Here is a 22,821-nt window from a genome sequence, read left to right on the forward strand (position 1 = left end):
ATTTTAAAAGAATTATGTTATTTAATAACGATTTTCTTTACTTCTTTTCTGTCTCCATCTTGAACAGTAACCATATACACACCAGATTCAACACTATTCAATTGAATGTTCTGATTGAAAACACCTGTGTTTTGGTACGACTTGTCGAATACTAAACGACCTCTGATGTCATGAATACCAATTTTAACATCGTTTCCACTCTTAGAATCAAATTGAACTGTAAAGTTTCCGTTGTTCGGGTTAGGATAGATACTGAAGTTTTCTAATCCAAAGTTTTCGGTGTTTAAGGTAATTGTTTGTGTACAAACTTCTACAAACCATGAGTTTATGCTTCCTGTGTCACCATTATATCCATCTCTAGTTAATAATGTCCAAACACCGTTCGCAACTTTACCATTTAAAACGCTAAGTGGTGTTGAAGGAGCAAAAGTACCAGTCATATTTGCTACACATGAAAAAGCTGGAGATCCATCAGCAAGAGTGATATTGAAGTTGTCGTTTCCTGCACAAGCTCTATTCCAAACCATAACTTGAGTAGCATCCGGATGATTTATTGCAATTTGTAGGTCTTGAGGATAGGTGTGTGCTACATTTAATCCTATTCTAGCCTGAGAAATAGTTCCTGTATTAGGAACATTGATTGTGTTAGTTACAACAGCTCCATACACGTTTGCTCCTGTTCCGTCAGGTACAGAAAGAGGCGTGCTGTTTGTATAGGTGTTACAAGTTGTAGAAACAGTATACCCTATTGAAAAACTAGAAGTTATAGCGTAATAAACATTGCCTACCGCTTGTACCATAATTCTACAAAAAGGAGCGGCAGTTGAAGGCATAGTTACCATCTGGTTTCCATCATTAGGTGTGTTGGCTAGCAACATGTTGAAAGTTACGCCATTATCAGTTGATAATAAGATGTTTACGTTTGCAGTATTGATCCCGTTTGCAGTAGTTCCTGCAACATTCCACATGATATTTTGGGAGCTGTTAGTATTCCATGAAGCACCTGCTGCTGGAGCAGTTACCGCAAAAGGACCCGCTGCTGCAACAGTAGTAACTGTCATATTTGCTCTGGCTGTCTGTCCTCCTGTTGGAGTTTGATTGTCTCTTACTGTTAATGCGAAATTAAGTGTTCTGCCTACATTCGGAGTTACTTCCCAAGTCGGAGTTAAATTTCCGCTTAAAACATCTGCAAATCTAGGAAAATAACGACTTGGAGATGAAGTAGGGCTGAAAGATCGGTATACTGGACCAGTAGTTTGTGCGGCTGTAGGAAAATTAGTCCCTGCTACTGCATTTGTTTGTTCCCAACAGTAAGTTAAAGCAGCGCCCGCATTAGCATCAGTTGCACTACCAGTTAAAACAAAGGCAGTACCTCTTGGGATAGTGTAATTTGATAATGGTGAAATAACAGGAGCGTTATTACCATTGGCCGCTTGAGGAGCACAGTTTCCTGTTCCTATCATGTGTGCATTCATGCTTGCGATACTTACTGCGTGAAAGTATGAGTCTGAATTTGACTGAACATTTTCTTCACAAATTCCTGCATAAGCCATAATTGTTGAACCACTTCCTGGCTCAACAGCATTTGCTGAACTTACATTTCCAGCGTCGCAATTTCCTGTTGTATCGTCATTTGAACTAAAAGTGTGAGGGCCTCCAAATTGGTGTCCGATTTCGTGAGCAACATAGTCAATATCGTAAGGGTCTCCAACAGGTGAAGGTGAGCCTGTAATTCCTCGAGCTTTTTGTCCGGTAACACAAACTACTCCAAGACCAGCTAGTCCGCCACCGCCAGTACTTACTGTGTGTCCGATATCATAATTTGCATTTCCAATGGCACCATTAATAACAGTTTGACTCTGATTAATTAAAGTACCAGCGTTATCATTATCAAAACTATCGGTGTTTACAAAGATGACTGTGTTGTTGTTTGCTACTAAATTCATGCGCAACGACATGTCTCTTTCGTAAATTCCATTAACACGTGTCATAGTCACGTTCATAGCAGCTAATACTGTTGCAATTTTCTCTGCATCGTTCGCCTCTGTCTGGGGTGATGCATTAACATGAAAAGTTGCGTACTCAACAGTACAAGCCATTGCAAGGCGGTATTGTCTAAAAACCCCATCTGTTGCTCTGGCATGTGTTTCTGTGTGTTTGTCAGTGGTTTCACTTTCAGAAGCGTCTAGATGACAAGAAAAACCTGAAGGTTTGTTTAAATCTTTTCTACTATATATGATATAGTTGTTTAAGTCTTTTGTGTAAGTGTCTATATAGTAGGTTCCTGCTTCTCCTGAAGTCATCATAACATGAAGTCCGAAACTTGTAACACTAAAACGAATGGTTGCTGATTTATCGTCAAGACCTTTTCCAACATAAGATTTAATGTCTGGGTATTGGTCTGCTAACCCTTTTTCCATTACAGGAGCTTCATAGATTGCGTAATTTGATAGTTTTCCGGTGTAGTCAGGAAACATTACATTAACACTTGAAACTTCACCTGATAAATCTAAAGGAGCATTAACCAACTGATTTTTTAACTGATTGAAGTTAAGGTGAAAAAGCTCAAATTGGTTGGGCTGTGTGGCTCTTTCGAATTTTTCAAGCGTACCAACTCGCTCTTTTGTTGTTTTTGTCCAAAGACTGGACTGACTATAACCTGCCACGGTCAGGAAGGTCATAGACAAAGTGAGTAAAATTTTTTTCATTTTTTTAGTTTGATAAGTTATCGCGCTAAAGTAATGTTTATTATTAAATAATTAACAAATTAATTATTTTTTATTAAAAAAAAGCGTCTAGAACTCTAGACGCTTTAAAATTAAAGTTAGAAAATAGTTATTCAATAACTATTTTCTTTACTTCTTTATGTTCTCCATCTTGGACAGTTACTATGTAAATTCCAGATTGAACATTGTTTAATTGAACATTCTGATTGATGGCTCCGGTATTTTGATAGGAATTTTCAAAAACTAAACGACCTCTCATGTCGTGAACACCAATCTTTATTTCATTTCCTGAAACCGAGTTGAACTGAACATTAAAGTTTCCATTATTTGGATTTGGATAGATGGTAAAATTCTCTAAACCAAAATCTTCAGAGCTTAAAGTATAGGATAGTGTACATACCTCAAGTTGCCAGTTGCCTAATGATCCCGTGTCTCCAGCCCAAAAATCTGCAGCTAATAATGCCCATGTTCCGTTTGAAGCTTTTCCGTTGTATTGTGATAATGCTGCGGCTGGGGAATAGGTTCCAGTAACGCTACCACCCGGAACGCATACTATAGCGGGAGCACCATCGTTAAACAAAATATTGAAACCTGTTGAAGGGTTGTTGCAATTTCTATTCCATAGTGCTGCTTGAGTTCCGTCCGGATGACTTAAAACTACAACCATATCCCAAGTATAAGTGTGAGTTGCTGCAACTGTGACATTAACGTCGCTAATTTCACCGGCTACAGGAACGTTTAGCGTTTTGTTTACAACTGCACCTGGGGTGTTGTTTGCAACACCGTCCGGTACCGGTAATACTGTGTTGTTTGAATATGTTGCACAGTTAGCAGTTACTGTATATCCAATAGCGATACTTTGAGTGTTAACATTAAAGAAAATGTTCCCGCTTGCTTTTACCATAACACGAGCTTTTTGGGCAGTTACGTTAGGTACAGTGATTGATTGTGAACCATCATTTGCCGTTCCTGCTACTAAGACAGTTGGGAAAGTTAATCCACCATCAGTTGACAATAAAATGTCTACAGTGCTTCCTCCAGTACTTGTGTTTGTGTTGTTTACATTCCATGTGATAGTCTGCGATGAGCCTGGAGTCCATGATTGTAATGGAGTGTTTTGAGAAGTTACAGTTAGAGGGCCTCTTGTAGCATCAACTGTTACAACCATATCGTCAAAATTGGTTTGTCCTCCGCCAACAATATTGTCTCTAGCTGTTAAACGGAAGTTTAGTGTTCTTGCAACAGAACTTAAAGCTTCTACTACAATTCCTCCAGGACCTATTGAAGTTACTTGACCATTTAAGATTGCACTCATTGTTGGGAATACTCTTGTAGGGGATGGGGTTGGATCAAAAGATCTCCAGTTAGGACCATCAATTTTAGTTGGAGAGGCAACACTTTGGGCACCAGTATCGCTAAAGGCACTGTCTATCTGCTCCCAGCAGTAAACTAGTGGGTTGCCTCCTGAGTCGGTTGCAGATCCAGTTAACATAAAAGGAGTGCTCATCGGAATTGTGTAATTCGCCCCAGCGTTAACAACTGGAGTGCCATGGGTTATAGCTGTATCTGTCTGGCATGTTTTAGTAGTCATATTCGACTGAACTTGTGCGATACTCACCGCATGAAAATAATCATCTGAGTTCATCTGAACGTTGTAACTGGTAATACCTGCATATCCCATAATAGTTGATCCGGATCCAGGTTCTACATTTACATTATATGGCTCAAGACCGTGTGAAAATGTATGATTAGCTCCAAATTGATGTCCCATTTCGTGTGCTACATAATCGATATCAAAAGTATCTCCAGCGGGAACACCATCAGCTGGTGAAGTTTTTCCTGCTCCTTTGTTCGTGTCTGTAGTTGAGGCAGTATCATTAACGCAAACACATCCAATACAACCTGCACTTCCACCGCCACCAGTTGAACCAAACATGTGACCAATGTCATACGCGGCATTGTTAGTTGCTAACGGAGTTCCAGTTCCAGTTAAATTAGCGCTTAATGTGTTTTGTAATTGAACGTTCCAATTTGCTATAGTGGTATAAGGATCCGTTGCTGGGGTGTAATAAATAACATTGGTAGTCTGAGCTACAATATTCATGTGGATTGCAAAGTCTTTCTCAAAAACTCCATTTACACGAGTCATTGTGGCATTGAATGCAGCTAAGACTAAGCCTGATTGCGCAGCACTTGTAGCGCCAAAATAATTGGCATACTCTCCGTTACACGACAAAGCTAAACGAAATGTTTTTAATTGCGGAACACTAGAGCGCTCATTAGAATTTAATTTATCGGCCAAATCTGATGCAACTGCATGATCTTCTGTCGAACAAGTGAATGGAAGATGTCCTTTGTTCCTGTTTGAGTTGAAAACTGCATAAGTTTTCCCGTCTGCAGAGTAGGGCTCCATAAACTCATTTCTTTTTCCAGCACGAAAAACCATTGTTTGGATTCCTCTAGGGTCAATGCTTAATCGAACTTGTGCATATTTGTCGTCAATTCCTACTCCGGCATATGAACGAATTTCTGGATATTGTGCTTGTAATTCTGCATCGAAGTTAGAATGTTCGGTCATTCTGAATCGTTCCATCTTTCCTTCTGTGTTGGGTAAGGAAATGATAACTTCTCCTTTGTTTTGAGCTGAAGATAGCGTCTGCTTTAAAGAAGCAAGGTTTAAATCATACAGCTTAAATTCAGAAGGAAAACTTTCTCTTTGCGCATTTTTAGAAACTTCTCTGATTTCTCCTTCAGAAGCTTTCCAAAGATTGCCCGTTTGTGAATATCCTGTGGATATTACAAAAGAAGCTGCTAAGGTTAAAAGTATTGATTTTTTCATTTTTAGCATTGTTTGTTATGTTAGATTAACAAATTTACGGTTTCTTTTTTGAAAATTTGCGGAATTAACAAAATAACATTGATGTGTTAATTTTTTAAAGATGGCCTATTTTATTAAACTATAACTATCTTTGCCCAAACAAAATCGAATTGAAAATTTTTTCTTCCATATATGATTTTCAAACCCAAGGGAAAACCGTTTTAACCCTTGGAACCTTCGACGGGGTACATCTCGGACACCAATCGATTTTGAAGAAACTTGAAAAGGCAAGCGATGAATTGAATTGCGAAAGTTTAGTACTTACTTTTTTCCCTCATCCTAGAATGGTTTTACAACAAGATGGCGATATCAAATTGTTGAACACCATTGATGAGAAAGCTGAATTATTACGAAAATTTGGAGTGGATAATTTAATTGTTCATCCCTTCGATAACCGTTTTTCACAACTTTCTGCGGAAGAATTTGTTTCCGAAATTCTAGTGAAGCAGTTCAATATTGCCAAAATTATCATCGGATACGACCATCGTTTTGGGAAAAATCGTTCGGCCACCATTGACGATTTGATTGTTTTCGGAGAAAAATACGGTTTTGAAGTAGAACAGATATCGGCTAAAGAAATTGATGAAGTTTCCGTGAGTTCGACCAAAATTCGCGTAGCGTTAGACAACGGCGATATCACGACTGCCAATTCCTATTTGGGTTACAAGTATTCTTTTTCAGGCAAAGTGGTACAAGGAAAACAACTTGGACGAACCATCGGTTTTCCAACGGCCAATATTCAAATCGCGGAAGATTATAAACTAATTCCCAAAATTGGTGTTTATGTTGTGAAAGCAACGTATCAAGGTAGAACTATTGGCGGCATGATGAATATCGGTTTCAAACCAACGGTAGATGGAATTGCCAAGACGATCGAAGTTCATCTTTTCGATTTTAAGGAAGATTTATACGGTACAGATTTAAAAATAGAAGTACTCCATCGCCTTCGTGATGAGCAGAAATTTAGTTCTGTCGACCATTTAAAAGAACAATTGTTTCAGGACAAAAAGCTATCTTTGGAATACTTTGCCAAATAGCACGAATGAAAAACTTCCTGTTCAAACCGATTGATAACGCGCCGTTAATTCTTTTTCGGATTTTCTTCGGCTTCCTTTTTGCCTGTGAAACTTTCGGAGCGATTTTAACGGGTTGGGTGAAAGATAATTTTTTACTGCCGGATTTTACCTTTTCTCATATCGGAATGGAATGGTTGCAACCGCTGCCGGGTTATGGTATGTATTTTTACTTTGCTGCCATGGGCGTTTTGTCACTTTTGGTGATGATTGGGTATCGGTATCGCTTCTCTTTGGGAATGCTGACCTTACTTTGGGCCGGAGCTTATTTCATGCAGAAAACATCCTATAACAATCATTACTATTTGTTGTTGTTGGTTGCCATAATGCTGTTGTTTCTTCCTGCTGACCGTTTTGTTTCGGTTGATGTGATGCGAAATCCATCAAAAAGGAGTTTGACGATGCCGGCCTGGTGTTCGTGGGTGATGATTTTACAAGTTGCCATTGTTTATTTGTTTGCGACAATTGCCAAATTTTACCCAGATTGGCTGGATGGTACTTTCACCCGAAATCTTTTCACGGGAATTAACGTCAACAAACCTGTTAATTATGTTTTTGCACAAAAATGGTTTCATATCTTCATTGCGTATACCGGAATACTTTTCGACGGGTTGATTATTCCGGCTTTGCTTTGGAAACGAACCCGAACCATTGCTCTAATTGCCTCTTTGGTGTTTCATCTATTCAATTCGATAACGCTTAAAATAGGCATCTTCCCCTATTTCGCCTTGAGTTATGCGGTGTTTTTTTATGAGCCTGAGACCATCAGAAGCATCTTTTTCAGAAACCGAAAACCGTTGTTAACCGAATCTGATTTAACTTTTCCCAACTTCGATTACAAAAAGGCTTTACTGTGGTTTTTCGTGCCATATTTCGTGCTACAAATTACTCTTCCGATGCGTCATTGGTTCATTCCGGGCGATGTGCTTTGGACCGAAGAAGGCCATCGCTTGAGTTGGCGAATGATGTTGCGTAACCGCGATGGTTATGTCAGTTTTAAAGTGGTTGATAAAAAAACAGGCCAATCCGAATTGTATCAGCATCATAAATTCTTAACCCGAAAACAAGAAAATGGGATGGCTTCCAAACCGGACATGATTTGGCAAATGGCGCAGCGCATTAAAAACGACTACAAAGCTAAAGGGAAAGATGTGGCTGTTTATGCCGATTGTATGGTTTCTATCAACCATAAACCATTTCAAAGATTAATCAATCCTAAAACCGATTTGGCTTCTGTAGAATGGAACTATTTCGGTCATGATGACTGGGTTATTTTGTATGAATAAATCCTATTTAACTAATAATTAAGTATTTATAAATTCTGATTTGATAAATATTTTTTACATTTGTTAAATGGTTGTCAAATTTCTAACAAATAATTTATTTGTTTAGAAAGTTGATAATCAAATAAAGTTTAACCTGGTAAAAATGTAATGTTATGTTCAAATCAAGAGAATTTCGAAACGGAGTCATTATTTTTGTTGGGATTGGCCTTTACTTCCTGGCAATGGAATTATTAGGAGTATCAGACAATTTCTATTTAAGGATACTCAACATTTTTATTGTGCTTTACGGAACCAACCGAACCATTAAAGCGAATATTTACGACGGACAAAACGACTATCTTTTCAATTTGACTTCTGGAGCAATGACCGCTTTTGTGGGGGTGATTTTAAGTGTGATTGCACTGAATATCTACATTCACCTACGCGGTGGTGCGGAATACATCAAAACACTTTCTGAAGCCTTTTTGTTTGGTGGAAGTCCTTCCGTGTACCAATATTGCGCCGGATTGTTGTTTGAAGGATTAGCATCGTCTGCTATCGGTTCGTTTACACTGATGCAGTACTGGAAAGGGAAAACCGTTCGTGATGGGCATTTAACCCATTAATGGTTGTATTTTTTAAGTTCGAATTCGGTACCGTCAAAAACGCCGTAGGTAAAATAACCAATCCAGTCACCAAGATTGAAATATCTGGAATTGTCTTTCAATAAGATTTCCAGCGGTAAGTGTCTGTGGCCAAAAATGAAGAAATCATAGTGTTTGGTTTCTAGTTTACGTTGAGCATATTTCACCAACCATTCATTCTCTTCACCAAGGAATTTTACATCTTCCTTGCCCGAAATCAATTTATTCTTAACCGAAAGATATTGTGCCAATCGAACCCCAATATCCGGATGCAACCATCTAAACAACCATTTGGAAAACGGATTGGTAAACACTTTTTTCATTCGTTTGTAGCCTTTGTCACCAGGACCTAAACCATCGCCATGACCGATTAAAAACGTTTTGTCATTAAAAGTATATTCTTTAACAGTGTGAAATACCGGAATGTTCAGCTCTTTCTCGAAATAATCATACATCCATAAATCGTGATTACCCACAAAGAAATAAATCTGAACACCACTATCGCGCAATTCGGCTAATTTCCCCAAAACACGGATAAAACCTTTCGGAACTACAGTCTTGTATTCGAACCAGAAATCGAACAAATCTCCCAATAAAAAAAGCACTTCCGCATCGTGACGTATTTCTTCCAGCCAAGCCACAAATTTCTGTTCTCTCGGAAAACTTTTTTCAGGAGTTGGGGCTCCAAAATGCTGGTCAGAAGCGAAATATATTTTTTTGTTAGGTGATATCTCCATAAAACTTATTGATTATCCGATTGATACCATTCTGCAAAAGACGTTTCGGTTTCCTGCAATTTCAAGGAATGCAATTGGATGGATTTTGGAAGTCTACTTTTAATTTTATCGGCAAAATCAATCACCATGTTCTCGCTGGTGGGTTGGTAATCTACTAAAATTACGTGATGACCACGGTCTTTTAATTCGGCAGCTAATTCAATATGGGGTGTATTTTTGTTGAAAACGGTTGCATGATCGAAAACATCAACAATTTCTTCCTTCACTATTTTTTTTAAATCACCAAAATCGATGACCATTCCAAATTTGACGTTATTTTGGTCTTTAATGGGTGTCCCGATTACAGTAACCGATAATTTGTAGCTGTGCCCGTGAACGTTTTTGCATTTGCCGTCGTAGCCATAAAGGGCGTGACCGGTTTCGAAAGTGAATTGTTTGGTGATGCGGATGTTGCTCATCGAAGTTGAATTATGGTACAAATTTAGCAAATAAAATTGAGTCGCAACATTTTGTATCTTTGACCATATTTTTAAGGCATGGACGATTTCCAATTGAACCCTTTATACGAGCAAGTCATCAACGATTTGTCACAACAACAATACAGTATTGCAGACCATTTTTTCGCTGCGGACGAAGTTGCCTTTTTACGCAAGCGATTATTGCAATTGTACGAAGAAGATCAGTTTAAAAAATCTGCGATTGGTAATCTTTCGAATGAACATGTTCGTGCCGCAGTTCGAGGTGATTTTATTTTATGGTTGGATGAGAATCAGTCAGAAGGTGCTGAAAAACTCTATTTTGACCGCATCAACGACTTTGTTTACTATCTGAACCGAACGTGTTATTTAGGAATTCAGGATAAAGAGTTTCATTATGCAGTATATCCGGAAGGTACTTTCTACAAGCGTCATTTGGATACTTTTCAGAATGATACGCGTCGAAAACTATCCATGGTTTGTTATCTGAATGATGAAAATTGGGAAGCTGATTTTGGCGGCGAATTAACTATCTATTTAAAAAAGGGCAATGAAGAAGAAGCTGTCAATATTATTCCCAAAAGCGGAAGAATGGTCATTTTTGAAAGCCAATTATTAGAACACGAAGTAAAACCTGTAAAACAACCAAGACTGAGTATCACCGGTTGGTTGAAAACCCGATAAAAAAAGCAGTTCAACCGAACTGCTTTTTTGTTATTTCTTTTTGAATTGATTCAGTGCGTTTACCGTAAAGTCAGACAATACCAAACGGCCTGAAATAGCGGCTCTTTCGTAAAGTAATTTATCCCAGTTTTCCGTTCCTTCCCATAATACTTTTTTCATTTCTGATAAAGCTTCCGGGTTGTAAGAGGCTAGTTTTGTTGTAAAATTTTCCAATTCCGAATCTAAATCGGAGACGGTTTCTAAAACTTTAGCGTATAAGCCTTTTTCCTGAGCCCAATTAGCACTTTTCCATTCGTGAGCGGCTAAAGTCATTTCAGCCAAAGCGGCTTTTCCAATTTTACGGCTTACTGCGGGTTCAATCACAAAAGGACCAATTCCTATGGCTAATTCTGATAATTTGATTGCGCTTTCGGTTGTAGCCAAAGCATAATCGCAGGCTGCTGCTAAACCAACTCCGCCGCCAACTGCTTTACCGTGAATGCGTCCAATAATCAGTTTGGAACAAGTACGCATCGCATTGATGACATTGGCAAATCCGGAGAAGAATTTTTGGCCTTCCTCTAAATTGGAAACGGCTAACAATTCATCAAACGAAGCGCCGGCACAAAAAGCCCCATCACCTTCGCTTTTTAAAAGAATGATGTTGATGTCATCATTTGAACTCAATCGGTTTATTTCGTCGGTAAGCCTTTGCAATTGCTCACTCGGAAACGAATTACTGGCCGGATGTCCGAAACTTACCGTTGCAATTTTGTTTTCTATGGTTGTTTTTAAAGTACCTGATTTAGACATATTATCGCTTTAATGAAAAATGACTTTTAAATTCTTTGGTGATATCACCTTCAGTATATTCTACTTTGAACCAGTAATCGGTTGAAGGTAATGGGTTTCCGTTGAATGTTCCGTCCCAACCTTTTCCGTAGGATGAAGTTTCTTTTACCAGTTTGCCGTATCGGTCGTAAATGTAGATTTTGGCATTATAATGGGTTGGTAAATTCTCAATTTTCCAGGTGTCATTATACCCGTCTCCGTTTGGTGTGAAGAAATTAGGATAAGAAACTGTAAAAAATTCTTCCGAAGGGGTAATGCCACAATGTGCCAAATCACGAACCTGAACGATATAGCTTCCGTTTTCAAGACCTATAAAAGTAGGTTCCGATTGCCAGTTGATGCCATCTATACTGTATTCGTAAGTGCCATAACCACCAGTTGTAATCACTTGAATGTTCGCTAAACCACTATGAAAAAGAGGGGTTGTTATGATAACCGTTGCAGAAACAGGCTCGGAAGATAGGGTAACGTTTATAGTATCTGTTTCGGTACAGCCTGTAATTGAATTGGTAACCAAAACGGAATAGGCTCCAGCCTGCGTTACATTAAATTGCGCTGACTCATTGCCACTTCCGTCTACATCCGGATTAACAGGTGTCCAGCTATAGGAATAACTCCCCGCAACTGTTGGAGTAGCATCAATGATTTGCGAGCCGATTGCTGTTACAGGATTAACACATAGTTGAAAATCATTACCAAGATCAAATTCCGGAATAGGGTTTACGATTAATTGCAAATGCAGACCCAAACCTTCACAATCATTGCTCGTATTGCTATCCACACGAACATAAACAAATTGGTTGTTTGCAGTAGTATTTCGGTATGGCTGCGTTAATGGAATAGCATTTTGTTCCGCTAAGGCATCTGCTTCGGTTTCATAATAGGTAACTGAAAGTGTTGGCTGTTGCGCAGTCAAAAACTGGTTTTTAATACTTTGAGTGGCGTTGTTCAAATCAAAATATCCAAAACCATCATTTTCAGGATCACTTGTGTCAATGAAGTTGTCGCAAACTTCAAGAGTTGTCATAAAACTTGCCGGAATCTGTGTTGTAGAAACCACAAGATTCAGAGTAACAATTCGACTCGAACAACCTAGTCCATTTGTTGCTTTTACCCAAAGCGTTCTGTTGGTTGAATTATAAGCGGTTAAATTGGTTATAGGGTTAGTATTTGTAGTTGCATTAGCCGATGATTCGTAAAATGAATACGATAGCGTTGCATCGTTTGAAATTAATGTATAAGCTTCAGTAAGATTAAAGGCTGTAATAGCATCTACATCATCATCACATTGCTTTAATGTAACTGATGCCGGAACAGAAGGCAAAGGATTCACCACCAAATCAAATGAAGTGATACTATAACAATGTGTTACATTATTTTCAAGACGAACATAAATGGTTGCATTTCCGGATTGAACGCCTGTAATTCCGTTAGTATCGTTTTCTGCATCAGCTTCTAACAAATGGTAGGTTACAGTTATTCCGGTTTGACCGTTTAGTACTTCGTTGGTTTTAGTATTCAGATTGAAGTAAACTTGACCGTTAGTGTCGTCTCCATCAGCATTGTTGTCACATTCGATATAATCATTTATTAGCGTAATCAAAGGCGGAGTATTTACTATTACATCTACCGTTGCGGAAACATTATCACATACATCACTATTAGAAATCGTGTAGGTGTACAGACCGGTATTATCAACTGCGGGATCAAAAACACCTGTTCCCGAAGTTAACACCGGTGACCAGGTTCCACCTGTTTCGGCATTGGGTCCTAAAAGGGAAAACAAATCAATAGGAGTATCATTTTTACAGATTTCTTTTTGAGCGTTTGCGCCGGCATTTGGTGCCTGCTCAATGGTTACATTTACCTTTACACTGAACGAAGCTGCGGAAGCATTACAATCTTTAGTAAAGGTGTAGATGTATTCGCCAGGGGTATTTATGTTTGGGTCAAAAATATCATCAACGAGTGGAGCGCCACCTGAAGGCACAGTCCAGCTTCCACCGGTTCCCGGATTTCCTATAATTGCGTCGAAAAGATTCTGTGTTCTATCTGAACAAACGCTTAAATTGGTGTCCTGCGGAGCGCTTCCAAAGCCAGAATAGTAACCGGCAAAACCTGAGGCATTTCCTAAATAACCAAAGACACCCACGGCTAAAGGCCCTGTTGAATTAACTTGTGCATTTCCTGATACATTTGGAACTCTATAGGTTACCCATTCTGAATTACCTTGTACTGCTTGAGATGTGTTTGCGTTTATGGTGGTGCCATTCACAGTTAACGTAGCAGAAGCATATGTGAGAACCATTAAATCTGCGTTGTAAGTTGTGTTGCCAATTTCGTTTACAAAGGGAATTGAAACTGAATTTTGGAAGAAACAACTTAAAGGAGGGATAAAATTTAGGCCACAAGTTGCTGTGTCTGAACCGCCTCCAATTAGTTGATAGGCAAATATCGGTTTAGTGGTCTCTACATAAATGTTTTGATTATTTATGCCTTGATAATAAGCATTAGGGACTAAATAGAAATCTCCTGCATTCAATGTTGTTGCAGGAGTTGTGCTACCGTTTATATAAACTTCTGTATTGTCTTGGTCGGCTATAATTAAAGGTCTTTCCATTTCAGATAGTCCATTACCTTGAATGAAAATATATTCTTTTCCAATTTGAGTAGAAGGAACAATTTGGTCTAAACTGAAATCGGCTCTATTCATTTCTGTTCCACCTAAAGCATTACCAGTGTTTACAGCTACAGGTTTTGTTGAGGTAAGTTGCGCACCAATAAATCCCGTTAAATTAACTACAAGATTGCTATACCCTGAGAAAATAATTGATTGCCCTTCATTTAAAATAAAAGTTTGGCTGTCATCAGTTATTTGACCACTGGATGATTCAAAAATAACAGAAGATTCGTAATCGGATAACGTAATTTCTGTGTTGTCTTCTGTAGCCATGACACTTGCAATAAAATTCTTTCTGGGATCACCAACTTCATTCACCATATGCCCTAAACGGAATGAGGTTCCAGTTCCGGTAATACCTTTCGAGATAATTGTTTCAGAGTGGTTTTGTGCTCGCATTCGGAAACTAACATAGAAATCTTTAGTTGAACTTAAGATTAATCCTTTGTCACTTTTTACGATGTTAACCTCAACTCTGTTTAAAAACATCCTTGAAGGTTGACCATATCCAATGTTTACAACCGCTGGATTCACTTGTGAAATTGTAAAAGGAGAGCCCGCTACCGGAGATCCATCGCCGTAGGTAATTGTAACTTGGATTGGATTCACCTCAGGCGTTGATAAATAAACATAGTGATCTTCTATCTGTGATGGGTCTCTAGAATGGATTGGTGGTATCCAATGCTTACTGCTTAATTGTGCTGCAATGAAATTGGAAAAAAGTAAAAGGAATATATGTAAAAATCTCATGTGTAATCAAATAATCCTCACAAAAATAGACTAAAAAGACGGGTTCTGATATTTTTTTTCTACAATTAACTTTTTTACTTATTTTTGCTCCCAATCGGGGATGTAGCTCAGTTGGCTAGAGTGCTTGACTGGCAGTCAAGAGGTCGTGGGTTCGAGCCCCATCTTCTCCACAAAGTCGAAGAATTATTCTTCGACTTTTTTATTACTTTTTTCTTTTTGAATTTCAATTTCAGATTATAGTTTAATGTTACATTTTATTAGTAGCATTTTCTTGATTTTTATCAAATTCACACAACTGAATCTTCCTTTTTTGATGCCCTTTTGTTTTGCAAAACGAGCCATTAATCCGATTATTCTCTCATAACTTCATTAAAATTAACAAAAAGTTATTTTTAGGTAAAAACCTTGTAAAGCGTTGGTTTTTAATGATTTTCCAAAGATTGGGTAATATTAAAATTCCACAATTTCAAAAATGCTTATTTAGGATTAGTATCATCAAAAATTCATATTTGTTTATCGAAAACTATTTTTTAATATCCAAATTAGATTACAATGAATGAGAATTTACTAATGACATTTAAGTTGTTGGTCGGCTTATCAAAATCTCTGGTTAGGACTTCATTAGCAATGTTGTTTTTTCTGTTAGGGACTTTAGCTGTTAATGCGCAGCTAGGGCCTGAAAATTTTGAAGCTGGTATTCCCGCTACTTGGGGACAAAACAACAGTATGTCTGGACTATCAACGTGGACAACTAGTACTGATGGGTATTTAAGTAATGGAGCGGCGTATTTGAATCCTACTGTAGACAATGTAGGACAAGGGAATACAGCGAATTACTACTTGATTACACCTTTAGTTACGGTGCCTACTAACGGACAGTTACGATTTTACACCAAACAAGGCGATGTGGTTAACCACGGAACTCAGTTTGAAGTACGTCTTTCGACAGCAAGTCAGCCTGATTTGAGCAGTTTTAATATTGTTTTACAAACCTATACCGAAGCAACGCTAACAACAACGGCAGGCTACGAAGAAAAAGTAATTGATCTTCCGGATGGTATTGCAGGAACTCAAATTTATTTGGCTTTCGTATTGGTTAATAATCAAACTTTGGCTATACCAACGGTAGACAGTTGGTTTATTGATAATGTACATCTTCAAACGGAAGTACCGTGTGATCCGGTTTTGGCGGCTGATGTAGCCATTTCTAACCTTACGCCGGTTTCAGCAACCCTGAACTGGACGCATCCTACGGCTACTCAATTTGAGATACAAGTATTGCCTTCGCCTCAAGCGCCGGGACCAGTCGGTACTTTAACGGACAACTCTTTTGATGTTTCATCGCTGAATCCTGGAACACAATACAATGTTTACATTAAAACACATTGTGCTTCTTCGACGAGTATTTGGGCAGGACCATTTCCGCTGAATACACCACGTTTAGGAACTTTATGTTCTTTTCCGATTGTAATCCCTGATAACGGGGGGACATACACTTTAGCTGATAATTTATCAGCTTTTCAATTTCCTTCAGGACCAACATATACCACTCTTGGCTCGAACTGTTTTGCATCGAATGTAACTCAGAATCAGCTTAACGGTTCTAAAGTGTTTTTTAGTTATACCCCTACAGATGATGGCTTAATTTCTGTAAGCAATGTGACTTCATCAGCAGGTTTCAATCATAATACAGCTGTGATGATTTATGACAGTTGTACTGATGTGGGTGTAAACTGTTTGGCTGCTGCCAGAGCAACTGCGGTAAATGTACCCGCTGCAATTAATAATTATTTTGTGCAGGCAGGTAATGAATATATCATTGTATTGTCGAGTCAGCAGGCAGCTTCGGCAAGTATAGCTTTTACGTTTACCCTTAATTCTTCGAATTGTCCTGCACCAGCAGTTTTTACGTATAAAGATTTACAACAGACAAGTGTTAAGTTTTCATGGGACAACACAGGAAGTTTGATGTCTGCTTGGGAGTATGCAGTACAACCTGCGGGAATGGGTGCGCCTACTGGAGCTGGAACGCCAACTACTAATAATATTGATAATCTTATCGATACCGGTTTATCAGCAAACACGGCTTACGAATTGTATGTACGTTCTGTATGTGGAGGAATTCCTGGTGCTTGGAGTGCGCCATATAAGTTCAAAACGCAATGTGTTGTTTTTGATACTCCTTATGAACAATTGTTTACAGGGACGACTAACGCTTCGCCAGCAGCTTGTTGGAGTAATATAAATGCGAATAACGACAACTTCACTTGGGGTTATTTATCGAATGGAGCAACAGTATTCTTGTCTGATGCTCAAAAAAACTGGAACGATTATTTAGTATCGCCTCAAATTAACATTACAGGCGCAGCTAAAAGATTGCGTTTTAAATACCGTGTGTTGTCCAATAACATGAAATTTGAAGTTTTGGCTTCAAACACAGGTATTGGAGTAAGTAATTTCACTACGGTTCTTATTCCGGATACTCAATATTCTTCTACAGGAAGTAATTATGTGGAATTAATCGTGAATTTACCAAGTGGTTTGACAGGACCTGTTAACTTTGCATGGTATGTAAAACCGAATCCTAATGAAACAACTAACCGAATTTATATCGATGATGTTTATGTAGAAAACATTCCGGCATGTCCGGATCCTACGACATTAACCGTTGTAGATGTGACAACAAATACAGCCGATTTTTCTTGGATTGCTGGATATTCGGAAACCCAATGGGAAATCATCGTTCAGGAAGAGAATTTAGCTTCCCCGCTTCCAACACAAAGCGGAACGTTAATTACAACAAACCCTTATACAGCTACGAATTTGGATCACTCTACACGTTATGAAGTTTTCATTCGTGCGAATTGTGATGAATTTGGTACAAGTCAATGGATTGGGTCAGTTCCTTTCCAAACGGATTGTGATGTTGTTACGGAACTTCCATTTATTGAAACCTTTAACGACACAGATCCTGAAACAGTGAAATTCTGTTGGACAGTAAATAATGCTAATAATGATAACAGGCAGTTTACCATCGGAACTACCAATGCTTCTATTTCTGCTCCGTTACTGAACGCTCCGACAGGTTATGACGATTGGTTAATCTCACCTCCTGTCATGATTTCAGGATATGCGAAACTTACTTTTGATTATTCAAGTCAGACGGTAATGAGTACAGCGGCTCGTTTTGGAGTAGAAGTACTTATCTCGACAACCGATACAAATCCATCTAGTTTTTCGGTATTGATTCCGCATTTTGAAGTGACCAATACGACGGTTTTACAAGAGTCAGTGTACTTCCCGGCTACCGGACCAGTATATATTGCATTCCGTGTTCCGCCGCAATTGACATTGCCTCCGGCTGTAACGGTATTGAATATTGATAATGTAAAAATTGAAGATGCACCGGCTTGTCCACAACCGTTAAATCTTGCCATCAATAATGTTACTCTGAACAGTGTTGATGTAACTTGGGCAGCAGGAAACCAGGAAACACAGTGGCAGGTGAGTGTGCAGCCAGCAGGTTCAGGTAATCCAAACCTTTATGCACAAACGGTAAATACCAATTCCTATCAGGTGACAAATCTTGTTCCCGGAACGGATTATGAAGTGTTTGTAAGAGCTTTGTGTGGAGACTCCAACAGTGAGTGGATCGGACCAAAATACTTTTCAACGCTTTGTTATACCTATACGGCTCCGTTTACCGAAACGTTCAACACCAACTCGCCATCAGAGCCATGTTGGAAAATTGTGAACGGTTTAACACCGGAAACCTGGAATATGGACAGCGGAATTTATCCTTATGAAGGAAATCAGGCTGCTGCCATGTTTACAGGAACTGACGGTAACAACGATGACTGGTTAATTTCTCCTAAAATTACAATTGGAGCCAACCAGCGTTTGCGTTATTATTACAGAGTTTATGAAGCAGGATACATCGAAGATTTAGAAGTTGCTTTGTCTACTACAGGAACTAATCCTGCTGATTTTACTACGATTTTGTATGATTCTGATGCAGATCCGGTAATTATCAACAATACTTATTACAAAGAGAGAATCATCAATTTACCTGCTGGAATTACAGGTGATATCCACATCGCGTTCCACGTTCCGTATTTCGCGACGAACAACGATCGTGGTCAGATGATCATCATCGATAATGTGAATATTGAAGATGTACCAGCTTGTTCTGAAGCGTTCAATGTAACGGTTAATCCTAATACCATTGCTGATACACAAATTACAGTTAGCTGGGAAATTCCCGCTGCGGGTTCTACTTGGGAAGTAGCTGTAGTGCCTTATGATGTTGACATTACAAGTGGTATCCCATCAGAGTACATTCATGCCGCTACCGGTAGTCCGTTCGTAGTGACAGGCCTTACGGCAAGTACTCGCTATAAAGTTTTAGTTCGTGCGGTTTGTACGGCTGCCAACAGCACTTGGACCACGCCAATTGAAATTGTAACAAAATGTAATTTTAACGATATGTGTGAATACACTTTCGTTTTAACAAGCGATTACAATATTACTGCGGGAATTAATATTTATCAGAACTCTATGGTTACACAATACATTCCGTTCACTGGAGGAAATCAGGCGGTTTCTACTCCGGTATTCTTATGTAATGGTAGTGAATTTGAATTGTTCTTTGATACGTATGGTTTCAACCCGTCTCAATATAACGCTTTCCATGTAACTATTTTGAACGGAGCGGGCGAAACGGTTTGGTCAAGCCCGATGGGAGTTGGAATGCCGAAAACTATTGTGTTTACTGGTGTTGCAAATTGTGGACCAGTTACTTGTCCTCAGCCTACAGCTTTGTTTGCTAATGAAAACGGACAGTTCACTTGGACAGCCGGCGGATCGGAAACACAATGGGAAGTAGCTGTACAGCCTGTAGACAATCAGAGTTTGCCACAATCAGGAACTATAGTAACGACGCCTTCTTATACACCGGTTGCGTCTGATTTTAACAATCCGAATCATGCTACTTATGAGTATTTTGTAAGAGCAGTTTGTGGTGGTGGAGTGACCAGCTATTGGTCTGGACCTTATGATTTCGTTAGAAACAACGGATCGAACAATGCTATTGAGTTACCAATTAATGCCACTACTGTAGCTACCGAAAAAATTAAGCGTGTAAGCTTCAGAAACGCAACACTTTCCACGCAAGGATTAACATGTCCTGGTACGAATCAAAGTGATGTTTGGTTTGGTTTTACAGCAACTTCAAGAGTTCATATTATCAAAGCGGATGGTTTTGAGGAGTACATTTATTCCACTGAAAACAGTTTTGCGACCTTGTCTAACAATTTCGGTTTGGAGAAATATCCAGATTTTACCTTAACGCTTTACAAAGCCAATACAGATGGAACTTTACAGGAAATTACCTGCGTAAACAATAACGTATTGGTAGCAAGTTATGCTTCAGAATTAGAGGTTGGACAAGCATACAAAGTGCGTCTGACGCTTAATGCGCCTTTAGTAAATACACGTATGTTCAATATGAGTATTACAACGCCTCAGGATTTGTGTAACATGAGTGCTCAGAATTTCGATTTTGAAGAACCAAGATTACCACAATATAGTGGAACTTGGGAGTCTAATGTTGCTCGAACCATTGTTCCGGGATGGAGAACGAACTATCCACTAAACGACAATATCTGGATTTGGGAAACGTTAAATGCACCCGGTTTTGCTGCTTATTCGCAAGGTCAGTGTATTCAACTTACTACAGGCGAAGGCTTTGTAGCGCCAGATCCTAATGACATGTACAATGTACAGGGAATGTATAAGGATATGGACAGTTCTGAAATTACGGAGTACTACTATAGTTTTGCCCATTTAGGTCGTTTTGGTGCCGGTATGGAGTTGTTGGCAGGACCGCCACAAGGTCCATTTACAGTTGTCCGTTCTGTAGATTCAATTAATGCTTGGAATTTTATTACAGGAACTTATGAAGTACCAGCAGGTCAAACAGTAACACGTTTCATATTTAGAGGTAAAAACTATTCTAACTTTAGTGTAGTTGACGCTGCTAATTTTGTGCCGAATAACCGTATTAACGACAACGCGGCCAATACGAATTTAGACTGCCAGAATCCATCATTTCAGGTTTCTGCAGAAGGAGTAGGAACTTGGATTCAGGATGCTTCTAATCCTGGTCCGGTAGTTATTTCAGACCCTAATGCGAGCGCAATCACCATCAACGGATTTATGAATCCGGGAACTTATACATTTACATGGAAAACGCGTTACTGTGAAGACACCATCACTTTAGTATATAATGGTATTGCTGATATACCAGTTGTTGACGATACTGCTTTGGAATATTGCCAGCATTATGTGGCGGCTCCATTGTCGGCTACTCCGGTAAACGGATTGGATTTATTGTGGTTCACTACAGCGGTAGGAGGAACAGGTTCTTCAGTTGCTCCAACACCAGATACCAGTGTAGTAGGAACAACAACGTATTATGTAAGTTTAGTGGATGCCAACGGATGTGCGGGTCCTCGTGTTGCAATTACTGTAACGGTTACTGAACCTGGAACTCCAGTTGTGGTAACTCAGGAATGTCGCGGTACTGAAACTTGGTTGGTGGCAACTCCGGTAAGCGGAACATTCGATACGGCTACAGAAACTTTCGAATGGGAAGATGCCAACGGAATGATTGTAGGAACTAATAGTCCAGAGTTAAATGTATCAGCGGCTTACGGAAGCACCACTTTAACCTTGCCTTTAGGATTTACACTAACGGTTACGTCCGGAAATTGTGCTACTGTAGGTACTTATACTTTAGAATCGATGATGTGCTTCATCCCACGTGGAATTTCTCCAAACGGCGATGGTGACAACGATACGTTTGACTTGTCCGGACTTGGAGTTCGTGAAATCACGATTTTCAACCGATATGGTACACAAGTATATGAGTTAACTAGTGGTTATACCAACCAATGGCATGGTCAGGATAAAAACAATCGTGATTTGCCAGACGGAACATACTTCTACAGCTTAACAAACGCTGAGGGCGACCAAAAAACAGGTTGGGTTTATATTAACAGACAACATTAATATTTTGTCAGGGACTGCCTTTTTGTGAATTCACAGAAAGGCAGTTACTTGATTATTAACTACCAAAAAATTATGAAAAAAATAGCTTTACTATTAATTGCTTTAGCAGGGGTTTTTTCGGCTAATGCGCAACAAGATCCACATTATACGCAGTATATGTATAATATGAATGTGGTCAATCCTGCTTATGCCGGGTCTAAAGAAAGTATTTCCGGAGGTGTGCTATACCGTGCGCAATGGGTTGATGTAGAAGGCGCTCCGCAAACCGGAACTTTTTCCTTACACAGTCCGGTGGGTAAAAACGTGGGGCTTGGTTTGTCGTTTATCAACGATAAAATCGGTCCGGTTGAAGAAAATAATATCTATGCTGATTTCTCATACACCTTGAATTTAGGCGGTGAGCATAAATTAGCTTTAGGTTTAAAAACAGGAGCTACGTTTCACAATGTTGGGTTGTTTTCCGATATCGGTAACGGTTATGTGACTTCACCTGGAGATATTGCATTTAATGAGAATTCTAGTAACACTTATTTTAATATCGGTTCCGGATTATTTTATTATACGAACAAATACTATGTAGCGTTTTCAGTGCCAAACATGTTGAAAAGTAAACATTTAGTGGTTACAGAAGACGGTTCAGAAAGAAAATTTGGCTCGGAAGTATCCCATTATTTCTTAACAGGAGGTTATATTTTTGATTTATCCGAAAACACGAAGATGAAGCCATCTTTCATGTTGAAATCTGCGTTTAATGCACCAACATCTTTAGATGGTTCCCTTAACTTTTTGTTTTTTGACAAATTTGAAATCGGCGGAACGTACCGTTTAGATGATTCCTTCGGAGCGATGGTAAATTATGCGGTAACACCAAGCATCCGTGTTGGGTATGCCTATGATCACGTAATTTCTGATCTTGGTGAAGTAGGACGTTCTTCGCATGAGTTTATGCTTCTGTTTGATATCAATTCTAAAAAGAAAGCATCTATTTCTCCACGATTCTTCTAAT

Annotated in this window: 12 protein-coding genes and 1 tRNA gene; 7 read left to right on the forward strand and 6 right to left on the reverse strand. The window is 39.0% G+C overall.

From position 1 onward, the window contains the following. Positions 1-17: 17 nt before the first annotated feature. Both RUH60_RS02230 and RUH60_RS02235 read right to left on the reverse strand, forming a co-directional pair. Complete coding sequence (locus tag RUH60_RS02230) at positions 18-2,708, reverse strand: reprolysin-like metallopeptidase (RefSeq protein ID WP_313804779.1); 2,691 nt, start codon at positions 2,706-2,708, stop codon at positions 18-20. Between the two features lie 127 nt (positions 2,709-2,835). After that, positions 2,836-5,565 (reverse strand): reprolysin-like metallopeptidase, encoded by a 2,730-nt coding sequence (locus RUH60_RS02235; RefSeq protein ID WP_313804782.1) that lies wholly within the window; start codon positions 5,563-5,565, stop codon positions 2,836-2,838. Between the two features lie 149 nt (positions 5,566-5,714). Here RUH60_RS02235 and RUH60_RS02240 point away from each other — a divergent pair, with 149 nt between their 5' ends. From RUH60_RS02240 to RUH60_RS02250, 3 genes are all read left to right on the forward strand, one after another. Further along, positions 5,715-6,641 carry a bifunctional riboflavin kinase/FAD synthetase gene (locus RUH60_RS02240; protein ID WP_313804784.1) on the forward strand — a complete coding sequence of 309 codons (927 nt, stop codon included), beginning with the start codon at positions 5,715-5,717 and terminating at the stop codon, positions 6,639-6,641. A gap of 5 nt (positions 6,642-6,646) precedes the next feature. Then, positions 6,647-7,963 (forward strand): HTTM domain-containing protein, encoded by a 1,317-nt coding sequence (locus tag RUH60_RS02245; RefSeq protein ID WP_313804787.1) that lies wholly within the window; start codon positions 6,647-6,649, stop codon positions 7,961-7,963. 152 nt (positions 7,964-8,115) lie between these two features. Next, on the forward strand, positions 8,116-8,568 hold the full coding sequence (locus RUH60_RS02250) for a hypothetical protein (RefSeq protein WP_313804790.1): 453 nt from the start codon (positions 8,116-8,118) through the stop codon (positions 8,566-8,568). On the opposite strand, the gene RUH60_RS02255 is transcribed toward RUH60_RS02250, so the two are convergent. Together RUH60_RS02255 and RUH60_RS02260 are read right to left on the reverse strand one after the other, a co-directional pair. Beyond that, positions 8,565-9,323 carry a UDP-2,3-diacylglucosamine diphosphatase gene (locus RUH60_RS02255; RefSeq protein WP_313804793.1) on the reverse strand — a complete coding sequence of 253 codons (759 nt, stop codon included), beginning with the start codon at positions 9,321-9,323 and terminating at the stop codon, positions 8,565-8,567. The two genes, RUH60_RS02250 and RUH60_RS02255, sit on opposite strands and share 4 nt — an antisense overlap. 5 nt (positions 9,324-9,328) lie before the next feature. Then, positions 9,329-9,781: a 6-carboxytetrahydropterin synthase gene (locus RUH60_RS02260; protein ID WP_313805045.1), complete on the reverse strand. Its 453-nt coding sequence runs from the start codon at positions 9,779-9,781 to the stop codon at positions 9,329-9,331. Between the two features lie 78 nt (positions 9,782-9,859). On the opposite strand from RUH60_RS02260, the gene RUH60_RS02265 reads away from it, so the two are divergent. After that, positions 9,860-10,483, forward strand: coding sequence for a 2OG-Fe(II) oxygenase (locus tag RUH60_RS02265; RefSeq protein WP_313804796.1), 624 nt, complete (start codon positions 9,860-9,862; stop codon positions 10,481-10,483). Positions 10,484-10,513: 30 nt separating this feature from the next. Here the strand turns inward: RUH60_RS02265 and RUH60_RS02270 are convergent, their stop codons facing one another. After that, positions 10,514-11,275, reverse strand: coding sequence for an enoyl-CoA hydratase/isomerase family protein (locus tag RUH60_RS02270; protein ID WP_313804799.1), 762 nt, complete (start codon positions 11,273-11,275; stop codon positions 10,514-10,516). Position 11,276: 1 nt separating this feature from the next. Further along, positions 11,277-14,744 (reverse strand): T9SS type B sorting domain-containing protein, encoded by a 3,468-nt coding sequence (locus tag RUH60_RS02275; protein ID WP_313804802.1) that lies wholly within the window; start codon positions 14,742-14,744, stop codon positions 11,277-11,279. 96 nt (positions 14,745-14,840) lie between these two features. On the opposite strand from RUH60_RS02275, the gene RUH60_RS02280 reads away from it, so the two are divergent. The 3 genes from RUH60_RS02280 (at position 14,841) to RUH60_RS02290 (ending at position 22,820) form a co-directional block, all read left to right on the forward strand. Beyond that, positions 14,841-14,914: transfer RNA gene (locus RUH60_RS02280), tRNA-Ala, on the forward strand. Between the two features lie 382 nt (positions 14,915-15,296). Next, on the forward strand, positions 15,297-21,815 hold the full coding sequence (locus RUH60_RS02285; protein ID WP_313804804.1) for a choice-of-anchor J domain-containing protein: 6,519 nt from the start codon (positions 15,297-15,299) through the stop codon (positions 21,813-21,815). Between the two features lie 72 nt (positions 21,816-21,887). Further along, positions 21,888-22,820, forward strand: a complete 933-nt coding sequence (locus RUH60_RS02290; RefSeq protein ID WP_313804807.1) for a type IX secretion system membrane protein PorP/SprF — start codon at positions 21,888-21,890, stop codon at positions 22,818-22,820. The last annotated feature ends 1 nt before the right edge of the window (position 22,821 follow it).

The organism is Flavobacterium sp., assembly GCF_032153895.1.
Lineage (GTDB): Bacteria > Bacteroidota > Bacteroidia > Flavobacteriales > Flavobacteriaceae > Flavobacterium.

Bases quoted from the DNA above. Each gene is read 5' to 3' on its own strand.
- RUH60_RS02230 (WP_313804779.1), bottom strand. From the start codon at position 2,708: ATGAAAAAAATTTTACTCACTTTGTCTATGACCTTCCTGACCGTGGCA.
- RUH60_RS02235 (WP_313804782.1), bottom strand. From the start codon at position 5,565: ATGAAAAAATCAATACTTTTAACCTTAGCAGCTTCTTTTGTAATATCC.
- RUH60_RS02245 (WP_313804787.1), top strand. From the start codon at position 6,647: ATGAAAAACTTCCTGTTCAAACCGATTGATAACGCGCCGTTAATTCTT.
- RUH60_RS02250 (WP_313804790.1), top strand. From the start codon at position 8,116: ATGTTCAAATCAAGAGAATTTCGAAACGGAGTCATTATTTTTGTTGGG.
- RUH60_RS02255 (WP_313804793.1), bottom strand. From the start codon at position 9,323: ATGGAGATATCACCTAACAAAAAAATATATTTCGCTTCTGACCAGCAT.
- RUH60_RS02260 (WP_313805045.1), bottom strand. From the start codon at position 9,781: ATGAGCAACATCCGCATCACCAAACAATTCACTTTCGAAACCGGTCAC.
- RUH60_RS02265 (WP_313804796.1), top strand. From the start codon at position 9,860: ATGGACGATTTCCAATTGAACCCTTTATACGAGCAAGTCATCAACGAT.
- RUH60_RS02270 (WP_313804799.1), bottom strand. From the start codon at position 11,275: ATGTCTAAATCAGGTACTTTAAAAACAACCATAGAAAACAAAATTGCA.
- RUH60_RS02275 (WP_313804802.1), bottom strand. From the start codon at position 14,744: ATGAGATTTTTACATATATTCCTTTTACTTTTTTCCAATTTCATTGCA.
- RUH60_RS02285 (WP_313804804.1), top strand. From the start codon at position 15,297: ATGAATGAGAATTTACTAATGACATTTAAGTTGTTGGTCGGCTTATCA.
- RUH60_RS02290 (WP_313804807.1), top strand. From the start codon at position 21,888: ATGAAAAAAATAGCTTTACTATTAATTGCTTTAGCAGGGGTTTTTTCG.